We start from the raw sequence: 10,649 nt of genomic DNA, 5'->3' as shown, positions 1-10,649 counted from the left end.
CACCGAGATGGGCGGACCCTCCGTGACGGCCCGTGCCACCAGCCCTGCTCTGCCGAGCTCACCGAGGCGCTCGGACAGCACCGAGTCACTGATCCCGCCGACGGCGCGGCGCAGGTCCGAGAATCCCATCGGCCCGTTCATCAGAGTCGCCAGCAGCAGGCCGTTCCATCTCTTGCCGAGAAAGCCGAATGCTTTGGTCAGCGCTCCATCACAGGCACGAGGGTCGTGAGGCTGCTCGTTCGAGACCATGCCTCCACCCTACCGAGGTGCTAGAGTCCGCCTTGCTACTTCGCAATTACTAGTGACCTCAGAAATGAAAGCAGGGCACATGTTCATCGCCACCCTCGTCGTCTCGGTTCTGCTCGCTGTCGCACTCACGTTCTCCGCGATCGGAAAACTGACGAAGAATCCCTCCGTCGTCCCGATGCTCGAGCAGGTCGGGGTTCCCGCCGACAAGATCCCGTGGCTCGCCTACCTCGAGATCCTCGGTGCCGTCGGCCTCCTGGTCGGCTTGGTCATCTGGCCGATCGGCGTCGCTGCCGCCGTCGGCGTCATCCTCTACTTCGTCGGAGCCGTCGTCGCGCACCTGCGCGCCGGGGACAAAGACTTCGCACCCGCCGCCGGACTGGCCGTGTTCTCCGTCGTCGCGCTGGTTCTACGGGTGCTCAGCGCCTGACCAGTCGTAATCCATCTGGCCCGCGGTGGCGAGAGCATGATCGGCTCCCGACCACCGCGCGACCAGATGCAACGCCAGATCCAGACCGGCACTGATACCAGCCGACGTCGCCAGATCGCCGTGATCGATGTACCGAACACCCTCGTGAACGACGAGCGCGGGCCACCGTTCGCGCAGCAGTTCCAAGTCCTCCCAGTGCGTGGTGACCGGACGCCCGTCGAGCAGTCCCGCAGCCGCGAGCACGAACGCACCGGTGCACACCGACGCGACCAACTCGGCGGTGGGCCGAAGACCCTGCAGCCACTGCAGAACGCTGCCGTTCGCCTCGACTGCGTCCACGACGCCACCGGGAACCAGGACGAGGTCGTAGGGCCGTGGGTCGTCGATCGTGGTGTCGACGCCGATCCTCATTCCGCCCCGAGCAACAGCTGCCCTGTCGTCGATCCCGACGAGCGTCACCTCGAACGGCGCTGCGCTGCCTGCACGTTCGGCCACCCGGTTGGCCACCGAGAACACCTCGAACGGTCCGCACGCGTCGAGTACCTCGACATCGTCGAACAACAGAATGGCAATGCTTCTGGTCATTTTCTTCCTCAACTGCTCGTGGTGGAGACGATGACGGGCACCATGACCGCGGCCATCACTGCGGCATTGACGTCCGAGACGGCCTTGCGCACAGCCGCGCCGGCCCACTCCCCCTCGGCGATCTCCTTCGCGCGCCGCTTCAGCAGCTTCTTGTCCGCATCCTCGATCACCTTGTGTGTCAGATCCACCGCCGAGATCAACGAGATCAACGCAGCCGTGTGCGGCGACGGCGTCGTCCCGTCCACCAGTGCGCTGCGTAGCGCGTCTCGCAGCACCTTCTCACGCGAGGTGTCCTGGGCAGGCCACGTCGTCGTCGGGAATAACCCCCACACCTTCTCCTTCTTCTCCGTGACGCAACCCTGTGCGACGAGTCGCGCAGCCAGTTCCTTCGCCAGATTCTTCTGCGACTTCTCGATCACCTTCTGCGGCTTCATCGGCCGCGACGCCGACGCGACCAGATCGAACACTCGACGCAAAAACTCATCTTCCGGCCTCGAGCCTGCGACGACCACGTGATCCTTCTCGATCTGCTCGTCCGGGCCGGTGATGCGCAGCGACCCGGTCATGGCGAGCTCGACGACCAGCGCACCTGCCAGTACCCGTGGCAACTTCGTGCTGTCGGCCAGCGGCTTGCCCGAGTCGTCGTCGAGCAACAGCAACAGCAGGTCCTCCGCGATCAAGGTCATGACGCGAGGCTACTCAGAATGTACGGGTAGTTGTATGCCAGCAGTTGTTCGAGAATCGCTATGTCCACATCGACGAGCTTGTTCACGTACAGGCAACCCGCTCCTCGCTTGTGCTTTCCCAGCCGTTCGAGCAAGCTCTCCGACTCCGGGGCGTACGTGGCGCCGTACACCGACAGATTCGCCTTGCGCGGTGAGAACCCGACGACGAAGTACTCTCCCCGGCGGCCACTGCCCGTCGTGTATCGATAGCTTCCGAAACCCACCATCGTCGGACCCCACATCACCGCCGGCTGTCCGGTGACGCGGGCCATGATCTCGGCGAGCGCGAACCCGTCCGCACGGCGAACCGGGTGCTCCACAGCCGCCAGGAAATCCTCGGCCGATACGTCGGTGGGGCGCGTCAGATTCTCGTTCAATTGATCAGGGCCTGCCAGTTCGACGGCACCCGCTCACGCGGACCGGGAACCGTCTGATCGAGTGGACGATGTTGCGGCGGAGCCAGTTCCGGCCCGTCGTACATCTGCTCGTCCTGGTAGTTGTAGAACCATTCCTCGCCGGGCTCGTAGCTGCGCACGAACTGGTGCCGGGTGGACTCTGCATGTTTGCTGGCATGCTGCGACGGCGAGGAATCGCAACATCCGATGTGCCCGCACTGCGCGCACCGCCGCAGATGTACCCACCACCCCTGCGTCTGCGTGCACTCCACACAACCCGGTCCCGACGGCGGAATCTTCGGGTCGATGCCTTCGATGGTCATGGTTCCTCCTCGATTGCAGGGTCGACGGGCAACCGCACGACGAATCGTGTGTCACCGGGTTCGGACACCAACCGCAGCTCACCCTGATGCTTGTTCACCACGATGCGCCACGAGATGTCCAGGCCGAGCCCCGTGCCCTCGCCGACCGGCTTGGTGGTGAAGAATGGCTCGAAAATGCGCGACCGAATCTCCTGCGGCACACCGGGTCCGGTGTCGCAGATCTCGATCTGGACCTGATCCTCGTCCAACGACGTCCGCACCGTCAGCACCCCCTTCTCCTCGGGGGTAGCCGCCATCGCCTGCACGGCATTGTCGATCAGATTGGTCCACACCTGGTTGAGTTCGGCGGCATAGGCCGGGATCGGCGGCACCGCGGGGTCGTAGTCCTTGACCACCGTGATGTCGTCACCGATCTTGCGGCCCAACATGATCAGGGTGCTGTCCAACAGTTCGCGCACATCCACCGTTCGATACGGCGCACGATCCATCTGCGAATACTGCTTCGCGGCACCGACGAGCGTGGAGATGCGCGTGGTCGAATCCGAGATCTCGTTCATCAACAACTCGGTTTCGACGGTGTAGTTGAGCCACCGAATTGCGCCCTCGAGCAACGCTGGATCGTCGACCGTCGCGGAAACCCGATCGAGCCACGGCACGTCGAGACCGGCCGAGACGAATGTCGGAGCCAGATCCCAACCGTCACCGATGCCCTTGCCCTCGAACCACTCTCCCAGTTCGTCCTCACGGTCCGACGCCTCCATCGCGGTCAGCTTCGGAGCCTTGGCCACGAGTTCCACGGCCTCGTTCTGCAGTCCGACCAGATGCGCCATGCTGCCGCGATCGAGGGTGCCGCCGGCGATCATCGCCAACTTCTGCCGCATGTGCGCCACCCGATCACGCAGCGCCGATGTCGCCCGTACCGCAGCCGCCGCCGGATTGTTCAGCTCGTGCGTCAACCCGGCCGACAGAGAACCCAACGCCAACAAGCGTTCTCGCTGTTCCACTATCTGCTTGGTGTTCTGATTGCCGAAGAACAATCCCTCGAGCAGATGCAACGCCATCGGGAACCATTCCCGCACGATGGACGCGAAGCACTCGGCGTCGAGCACGAAGAACCGGGAGCGCTCGGTCACCCGCATCGAACCCTGGTACGTCTGCGGCACTCGATCACCCAGGTACGCCTGCCACGCACCCGCGTACACCCCGCGTTGCGAGGTTCGATTGACCACCAGATCCTCGCCGCCGGAGAGCTTCGAGAGCACGACGGCCCCCTCCATCAGAACGTAGAAGCACGTCGCCGGATCCCCTTCCGCGTAGACCGGTCCCGGCTCGATCGTTTCGATGCGCCCGTCTCGGCACAACTCCGCCAACTGCGCGTCGGTGAGCTGCTCGAACAGGAACAGCGTCCGTAACTCCTCCGGGTCACATGCGGGCGTGTTCTGCGTCTGTTCGGTCATGGGTTCGCCAGATATCTGTGCACCAACATCACGGCCATCGCTCCCTCTCCGACCGCCGACGCGACGCGTTTGGCCGAGTCGGATCGCACGTCACCGGCAGCGAACACACCCGGCACACTCGTTTCGAGGTGGTGTGGGAGACGGGCAGGCGTCCACCCGGCAGGCCCGCGCCCGTCGACGACGAGATCCGGCCCGGTGACCACGAATCCATGCTCGTCCCGCACGAGAACCCCGTCGAGCCACTCGGTGCGCGGCGCCGCACCGATGAACAGGAACAGGTACTGCGCGTCGACCGTCGTCGTCTCCTCGGTCGCTCGGTTGTGCAGCGTGATCGACTCGAGGTGACCGTCTCCCGCTACGCCGACGACCTCGGTGCACGGCCGCACGCTGATCTTCGGGTTCTCCTCGATCTGCTTGATCAGGTAGTACGACATCGACGCTTCGAGCGAGGTGGCCCGGATCAGAATGGTGACCGACTTGGCCCCGCGCGAGAGATACACCGCCGCCTGACCGGCCGAGTTCGCCCCACCCACGATGTAGACGTCCTGCTCGGCGCAGCGCGCGGCCTCCGTCATCGCCGATCCGTAGAACACGCCGCGTCCGGTGAAGTCGTCGATTCCGGGTGCGTCCAAACGCCTGTAAGCGACACCGGTGGACAGGATGATCGTCTGCGCGCTGATGCTGCGGCCGTCGGCGAATCGCACTGTGCGCGCAGCACCGTTTGCTTCGAGGCCGACGACGTCCTGGGTGGTGACCACCTCGGCACCGAACTTCAGTGCCTGACGACGAGCCCGCTCGGCGAGCTGAGCTCCCGAGACCCCGTCGGGGAAACCCAGGTAGTTCTCGATCCGTGAACTCTGTCCGGCCTGACCGCCCGTCGCGGTCCGCTCGATCAGGGTGGTCCGCAGGCCTTCGGACGCGCCGTACAGCGCGGCTCCGAGTCCGGCCGGACCGCCACCGATGACGACCAGATCGTAGAACTCCTCCGACGGCGAGACAGTCAGACCGAGCCGATCACCGAGTTCGGCATCGGACGGTTCGATCAGCGCGGCGCCCTCGGTGGTGATGACCACCGGCAGCCGTCCGTCGTCCACACCTGCCGCAGCCAAGAGCCGCGCCCCCTCGGCCTCGTCGGACATGTACCAGCGATACGGCAGCTGGTTGCGAGCGAGGAACTCGCGGATCTCCGACGAACGCGCCGACCAGCGGTGGCCGACGATCTTGGTGTCCTCGACGGCTCGGGGGTCGTACGCACACCAGGCCTCGAGCTGGGCGTCGAGCACGGGGTAGAGCTTTTCCTCGGGCGGATCCCACGGCTTGAGCAGGTAGTAGTCGAGATCGACGACGTTGATCGCGTCGATCGCGGCGTCGGTGTCCGCGTATGCGGTGAGAAGAATGCGACGGGCCGCCGGAAAGATGTCCATGGCCTGCTCGAGAAATTCCATGCCGCTCATCTGCGGCATGCGGTAGTCGGCCAACAGAATGGCGACGGGGGTACCGCGCAGCGCGAGTTCTTTCAACGCGTCGAGAGCGCCTGCACCGGACTCCGCCCGCACGATGCGGTACTGCTCCCCGTAGCGCCGACGTAGGTCGCGGGCGACCGACCTCGACACTCCTGGGTCGTCGTCGACGCTGAGAATGACCGGTTTCATGACCCTCCAGAACTGGTGCTCATCAACGACATGAGCATGCCACCGCGTCACCCCGAATGGGAGGCAAGCGGGCCTGGAAAGAGCGGGGTCAGATTCGGCCGCGTCGAATCAGGTCGAGTTCCTGCGGGGTGAGGAGCCGTTCGAGCTTCTCGGCGGGCCACGTACGCGGGCTCCCGCTCATCCTGGCGGTTTTCAACAGGGGTAGATCACTGCTGGTACGACGCATTATCGACTGTAATTTCACGGTGGATCACTCCGAACAATTTCTTCGTTGGTCCCGACACTCCGCTTGCTACATCGATCAGTGTCCGCCCGGTGTTAACGCCTCGGTGGGATCTCGTGCGGCGTTTCGCAGCTCGAGACAGTTTCCTGCGCCTACGGTCGGGGTAAACGGCTGCCCAAATCAACTGATCGGGGAACGTTCGTGAACACGTCGGGAAATTCTGTGGCCAGTTCCGTGCAGAACAACGGAGCATTCGAGAAAGCAGCGCGCGCCGGTCACTTCGTCAGCGGAGTGCTGCACATTCTGATCGGATACATCGCCGTCCGGTTGGCGTTCGGCCAGGCCGGCAACGCAGACCAGTCCGGCGCACTCGCCGAACTGGCCGAGAAGCCCGGCGGAAAGATCGCGCTCTGGGTGGCGGTGGTGGCTTTCGTGGCGCTGGCGCTGTGGCGCATCGTCGAAGCGATCGTCGGCAAGAAATCCGACGCCGACGCCGGTAGTGCCATGGATCGTCTCAAAGCAGGCGCGCTGGCCGTCGTCTACATCGCGTTCGCCTTCTCGACCTACGGCTTCGCCACCGGCTCGGGCAAGTCCAGCGGACAACAGAACGCGGGCTGGTCGGCCCGACTGATGGAATCCGGCGGCGGCAAGCTCGTGCTCATCGCCGTCGCGCTGGTCGTCATCGGAGTCGGCGGATACCACGTCTACAAGGGCGTCTCGAAGAACTTCCTCGACGATCTCGAAGGACACCAGAGCGGGGCCGTCGTCAAACTCGGCATCGCCGGATACGCAGCCAAAGGCGCTGCCCTCGTCGGAGCCGGACTCCTCGTCGTGGTGGCAGTTCTGCAGTCCGATCCGTCCAAGGCCACCGGCATCGACGGTGCTCTCAAGACTCTCGGCTCGCAGCCGTACGGTCAGGTCCTGTTGATCCTCGCCGGCGTGGGCATCGCGCTCTACGGGCTCTACGCCTTCGTATTGGCTCGCTTCGCTCGCATGTGAGCGAAACTTCGTAGCCTGCTACGAGTTTCCGTTCACCTGTGGAAGGTTGCTCGATCACCGTGGATCGAACAACTCGTCGACGCTGACCTCGAACAGCCGGGCCAGGCGGAACGCGAGAGAGAGCCGCGGGTCGAAGTGGCCCTTCTCGATCGAGATGATCGTCTGCCTGCTGACGCCGACCGCGTCGGCGCACTGCTGTTGTGACAAACCGGCAGCAGTGCGCAGCCGGTGCACGTGATTCGAAGTCACCGCTGCGTACGCGAGACGACCAGGTACCGCACGGCCACGTCGGCCATGGCCAACACCAGAAACGCGACTACCGGAACCAACTCCGTGTCGAGTATCGCCGAGGCAGCCGACGCGAGGCCGAGTGCGATCATCAGGTCGAAGAAGGCACCGGACGACGCGTGCTGCAACCACTGGAACTCGACGGAATCCTCCGGATTCTCCGGCATCTTCGGTGATCGTTGCGGAACCAATGTCCACATCGCGCCGACGAGGGCAGGGGCCACCGCCGCGGCGAACACCAGACCTACCTGCCACCCGCCTTCTTCTCGCACCGATGCGGCGACGATCCCGATACCGGCGGCGAGGGCAGTTCCGAGAACTGTTGCGGACACTCGTGACAGTCCGACCCTCATGACAACCTCCCGTGCGTGTACGAGTTCTTTGACATATCACCCCCATTCGATTCCGATGTCAAACTTCTCTTACATTCCCCGTCGCCCCGTTTCGCTATGAGCTCCGACACACATATGCTGTGACCGATTTGTCGTAACGTTCAGTCACACATACCTGGAGGCCCACGTTGAGCAAGACTCTCGAAGCCACGATCGACATCGCCGCGAGCCCCGAGACCGTCTGGTCGATCGTGTCCGATCTGCAGCGCATGGGCGAGTGGAGCCCGCAGTGCAAGAAGATGAAGGTCTTCGGCGGACCGGTCGGCAAGGGCACCAAGACGCTCAACGTCAACCGCAAGGGGATGCTCGTCTGGCCGACCACCGCCAAGGTCGTCACCTTCGAACCCAACCGCGAACTCGCGTTCCGCGTCGTGGAGAACAAGACGATCTGGTCCTACACGCTCACTCCCACCGCGACCGGAACAACCGTCGTCGAGAAGCGGGAGGCACCGACGGGCACCACGGCAGTGTCGTCACTGCTGGTCAAGCGCATCCTCGGGGGCATCGACGAGTTCGACGTCGAACTCGTCGAGGGCATGAACAAGACCCTGCGTCGAATCAAGGCCGAGAGCGAGAAGTCCAGCCAGAAATAACTTTTCTCAGGAATGTTTCAGGTTTGTTTCCCGCGGGCATCCGTCGTTTCGACAAGCAACAAACACGAACGGAAAGTGGGGGCACCCTATGTTGGGACTCGGATTTGTAGGCTGGATCATCATCGGCGGACTCGCCGGCTGGATCGGTAGCAAGATCATGAAGACGGATGCTCAGATGGGCATCATCCTGAACATCGTCGTCGGCATCGTCGGCGGCCTCCTGGGCGGCTTCCTGCTCAGCACGTTCCTCGACGTCGAGGGCGGCGGAATCATCTTCAGCTTCATCACCTGCCTGCTCGGCGCGTGCATCCTGCTGTTCCTGGTCAAGCTCGTGACGGGCCGCAGCCGCGTCTGATCTCACTCGCACCTCTCGACTGCCGGGGCCCTCACGTACGCTGTGATGGCTCCGGCAGTCGCGTGTTGACGCACGATTCGCTCGCAGCACCACGACCTACCGACACCTGTCCGACAAAAGTTAGAGGAGACCGTGGCACGCCGTCCCGCCCCGATTGGTCAACCGCCCCGCACCGGAGCGGCTCACATCGTCGACTTGGTCCGTGAAACGATTCCACCGCTACACCCCGCAGGGCTGCCGTTCGTCGGCGGTCCGCTGGCCGTCGCCGTTCTCGGTCGACGCTCCAAGTGGGTCCGCAACGCCGGCCTCGTTGCCGCCGGAGCCTGCGCCACCTTCTTCCGCCACCCGTCGCGAGTGCCGCCGAATCGCCCCGGCGTCGTCGTCGCTCCCGCCGACGGCCTGGTCACACTCGTCGACACTGCCGTTCCTCCGGCCGAGCTCGCTCTCGGCTCCGAGCCGGTCCCGCGCGTCAGCATCTTCCTCTCCGTCCTCGACGTCCACGTACAGCGTGTTCCCGTCGCCGGAAAAGTCGTGGAAGTGGTGCACCGTCGCGGTCAGTTCAAATCCGCCGACCTCGCCGAGGCCAGCGAGGTCAACGAGCGCAACAGCATGCACATCAGAACCGCTTCCGGTCAGGATGTCGCCGTCGTGCAGATCGCCGGCCTGATTGCGCGACGCATCATCAACAACGCCAAGGTCGGCGACACCTTGTCGATCGGCGACACCTACGGACTGATCCGATTCGGATCCCGCGTGGACACCTACTTCCCGGCGGGCACCACCCTGCTGGTCGAACGCGGCCAGCGGGCCGTCGGTGCCGAAACAGTGCTCGCCGAGCTCTCGCAGTAGAAACCGACATGATCACCAGACGCGCCAAGCCACCTGCTGCCATTCGTCTGCTCCCGTCCGTCGTCACGATTCTCGCGCTGTGCTCCGGCCTGTCCGCGGTCAAGTTCGCCCTCGACGGCCAGCTCGGTACCGCGCTCGCCATGATCGGTGCCGCTGCGATCCTCGATGCGTTGGACGGTCGCATCGCCCGATTGCTCGACGCCACCAGCAAGATCGGTGCCGAACTGGATTCGCTGTCCGACGCCATCTCGTTCGGTGTCGCCCCGGCGCTGGTGCTGTACGTGACACTGCTCGAGGGCAGCAGCGGCGGCTGGATCGTGGCGCTGGTCTACGCGGTGAGCATCGTGCTCCGCCTCGCGCGCTTCAACACTCTGCTCGACGAGGACGACACTCCCGCTTACGCGCGCGAGTACTTCACCGGTGTTCCCGCACCGGCCGGAGCGCTCATCGCCATGGCACCGATCGCGGGTTTCGAGCAGTTCGGCGACGGCTGGTGGGCCTCGTTCTACGTCGTCGCCGGATGGGCGATCCTCACCGCCGGTCTCATCGTCAGCCGCATCCCCACGCTCGCGCTCAAGACGGTCTCGGTGCCGCCGCGACTGGCCGCGATCCTGCTGGTGCTCGTCGCACTGCTCGCAGCCGCGCTCATCACGTTCCCGCTGATCCTGCTGATGGGCCTGGTGTTGGCCTACCTGGTGCACATCCCGTTCGCGGTGCGCTCGCAGCGGTGGACCGCCGCGCGCCCGTACACCTGGGACGCCAAGCCGGCCGAGCGCCGCGCCGAGCGTCGGGCCATCCGCCGCGCTCCTGGAAATGCGCGCCGGTCGCAAGCTCGTCTGGGACTGCGTCGGCCTCGTAGCTGATCCGCGCGCAGCCGACCCGTTAGTGTGGCTGTGGTGACCGAATCTCGCTCGACGACGCCTGAGCTCGTTCTCACTGCCCGCCTCAACACCTCGGCGGCCGATGCCCGACGCGGCGTCGTGCGCCTGCATCCGGAAGTCCTTGCGGCTCTGGGCCTGCGGGAATGGGATGCGGTGTCGCTCATTGGTTCTCGTCGCACAGCCGCCGTCGTCGCCTCGGCTCCGGAGGGATCACCTCAGGGCACCGCGTTGCTGGACGACGTGACGCTCTCCAACA

The 10,649-nt window shown here is 64.6% G+C and carries 15 protein-coding genes and 1 pseudogene; 7 read left to right on the top strand and 9 right to left on the bottom strand.

The features are described 5' to 3' along the window. Positions 1–249, bottom strand: a 249-nt coding sequence (locus tag A2J02_RS06240; protein WP_068048160.1) for a winged helix-turn-helix transcriptional regulator, incomplete at its 3' end; no start/stop codon positions are given. Between the two features lie 79 nt (positions 250–328). Between A2J02_RS06240 and A2J02_RS06235 the strand changes: the two genes are divergently transcribed. Then, positions 329–676 (top strand): DoxX family protein, encoded by a 348-nt coding sequence (locus A2J02_RS06235; RefSeq protein WP_068048157.1) that lies wholly within the window; start codon positions 329–331, stop codon positions 674–676. Here A2J02_RS06235 and A2J02_RS06230 read toward each other — a convergent pair. Genes A2J02_RS06230 through A2J02_RS06205 form a run of 6 tightly spaced genes read right to left on the bottom strand, consistent with a single transcriptional unit; the run spans position 656 to position 5,813 of the window. Beyond that, the gene (locus A2J02_RS06230; RefSeq protein WP_068048154.1) at positions 656–1,261 is read right to left on the bottom strand and encodes a DJ-1/PfpI family protein; all 606 of its coding nucleotides are present in this window, start codon (positions 1,259–1,261) and stop codon (positions 656–658) included. The genes A2J02_RS06235 and A2J02_RS06230 overlap by 21 nt on opposite strands. An 8-nt stretch (positions 1,262–1,269) precedes the next feature. Further along, positions 1,270–1,947 (bottom strand): GOLPH3/VPS74 family protein, encoded by a 678-nt coding sequence (locus A2J02_RS06225; protein ID WP_068048151.1) that lies wholly within the window; start codon positions 1,945–1,947, stop codon positions 1,270–1,272. Then, entirely contained in the window at positions 1,944–2,363 is a 420-nt protein-coding gene (locus tag A2J02_RS06220; protein ID WP_068048148.1) for a DUF1801 domain-containing protein, read from the bottom strand. Before A2J02_RS06220 ends, A2J02_RS06225 begins: the two co-directional genes overlap by 4 nt. Next, complete coding sequence (locus tag A2J02_RS06215; RefSeq protein WP_068048145.1) at positions 2,360–2,704, bottom strand: UBP-type zinc finger domain-containing protein; 345 nt, start codon at positions 2,702–2,704, stop codon at positions 2,360–2,362. The genes A2J02_RS06220 and A2J02_RS06215 overlap by 4 nt, the downstream gene beginning before the upstream one ends. Then, complete coding sequence (locus A2J02_RS28900; protein WP_068048144.1) at positions 2,701–4,161, bottom strand: ATP-binding protein; 1,461 nt, start codon at positions 4,159–4,161, stop codon at positions 2,701–2,703. Before A2J02_RS28900 ends, A2J02_RS06215 begins: the two co-directional genes overlap by 4 nt. Next, positions 4,158–5,813, bottom strand: a complete 1,656-nt coding sequence (locus tag A2J02_RS06205; RefSeq protein ID WP_068048139.1) for an FAD-dependent oxidoreductase — start codon at positions 5,811–5,813, stop codon at positions 4,158–4,160. The genes A2J02_RS28900 and A2J02_RS06205 overlap by 4 nt, the downstream gene beginning before the upstream one ends. 445 nt (positions 5,814–6,258) lie before the next feature. Between A2J02_RS06205 and A2J02_RS06200 the strand changes: the two genes are divergently transcribed. Beyond that, positions 6,259–7,035, top strand: a complete 777-nt coding sequence (locus A2J02_RS06200; protein WP_231911416.1) for a DUF1206 domain-containing protein — start codon at positions 6,259–6,261, stop codon at positions 7,033–7,035. Between the two features lie 54 nt (positions 7,036–7,089). Here A2J02_RS06200 and A2J02_RS28600 read toward each other — a convergent pair whose 3' ends face one another. Then, a complete protein-coding gene (locus A2J02_RS28600; protein WP_068048135.1) occupies positions 7,090–7,284 on the bottom strand; it encodes a helix-turn-helix transcriptional regulator in 195 nt (64 codons plus the stop codon). After that, complete coding sequence (locus tag A2J02_RS28595; RefSeq protein ID WP_068048132.1) at positions 7,281–7,676, bottom strand: hypothetical protein; 396 nt, start codon at positions 7,674–7,676, stop codon at positions 7,281–7,283. Before A2J02_RS28595 ends, A2J02_RS28600 begins: the two co-directional genes overlap by 4 nt. A 167-nt stretch (positions 7,677–7,843) precedes the next feature. Between A2J02_RS28595 and A2J02_RS06185 the strand changes: the two genes are divergently transcribed. The 5 genes and pseudogenes from A2J02_RS06185 to A2J02_RS06165 form a co-directional block, all read left to right on the top strand. Next, positions 7,844–8,308, top strand: coding sequence for an SRPBCC family protein (locus A2J02_RS06185; RefSeq protein WP_068048129.1), 465 nt, complete (start codon positions 7,844–7,846; stop codon positions 8,306–8,308). A gap of 88 nt (positions 8,309–8,396) precedes the next feature. After that, positions 8,397–8,663: a GlsB/YeaQ/YmgE family stress response membrane protein gene (locus A2J02_RS06180; protein WP_068048126.1), complete on the top strand. Its 267-nt coding sequence runs from the start codon at positions 8,397–8,399 to the stop codon at positions 8,661–8,663. Between the two features lie 132 nt (positions 8,664–8,795). Beyond that, a complete protein-coding gene (locus A2J02_RS06175) occupies positions 8,796–9,512 on the top strand; it encodes a phosphatidylserine decarboxylase (protein ID WP_068048123.1) in 717 nt (238 codons plus the stop codon). Positions 9,513–9,520: 8 nt separating this feature from the next. Then, complete coding sequence (pssA, locus tag A2J02_RS06170; RefSeq protein ID WP_068048120.1) at positions 9,521–10,375, top strand: CDP-diacylglycerol--serine O-phosphatidyltransferase; 855 nt, start codon at positions 9,521–9,523, stop codon at positions 10,373–10,375. A gap of 33 nt (positions 10,376–10,408) precedes the next feature. Further along, positions 10,409–10,649 (top strand): annotated as a pseudogene (locus A2J02_RS06165) (AAA family ATPase); the annotation flags it as partial.

Source organism: Rhodococcus sp. EPR-147, from assembly GCF_001647185.1.
GTDB lineage: Bacteria > Actinomycetota > Actinomycetes > Mycobacteriales > Mycobacteriaceae > Rhodococcoides.
This window is presented reverse-complemented; position numbering and strand designations above follow the sequence as displayed.

Excerpts from the sequence above, each read along its gene's own strand:
- A2J02_RS06235 (WP_068048157.1), top strand. The coding sequence starts at position 329 with ATGTTCATCGCCACCCTCGTCGTCTCGGTTCTGCTCGCTGTCGCACTC.
- A2J02_RS06230 (WP_068048154.1), bottom strand. The coding sequence starts at position 1,261 with ATGACCAGAAGCATTGCCATTCTGTTGTTCGACGATGTCGAGGTACTC.
- A2J02_RS06225 (WP_068048151.1), bottom strand. The coding sequence starts at position 1,947 with ATGACCTTGATCGCGGAGGACCTGCTGTTGCTGTTGCTCGACGACGAC.
- A2J02_RS06215 (WP_068048145.1), bottom strand. The coding sequence starts at position 2,704 with ATGACCATCGAAGGCATCGACCCGAAGATTCCGCCGTCGGGACCGGGT.
- A2J02_RS28900 (WP_068048144.1), bottom strand. The coding sequence starts at position 4,161 with ATGACCGAACAGACGCAGAACACGCCCGCATGTGACCCGGAGGAGTTA.
- A2J02_RS06205 (WP_068048139.1), bottom strand. The coding sequence starts at position 5,813 with ATGAAACCGGTCATTCTCAGCGTCGACGACGACCCAGGAGTGTCGAGG.
- A2J02_RS28595 (WP_068048132.1), bottom strand. The coding sequence starts at position 7,676 with ATGAGGGTCGGACTGTCACGAGTGTCCGCAACAGTTCTCGGAACTGCC.
- A2J02_RS06180 (WP_068048126.1), top strand. The coding sequence starts at position 8,397 with ATGTTGGGACTCGGATTTGTAGGCTGGATCATCATCGGCGGACTCGCC.
- pssA (WP_068048120.1), top strand. The coding sequence starts at position 9,521 with ATGATCACCAGACGCGCCAAGCCACCTGCTGCCATTCGTCTGCTCCCG.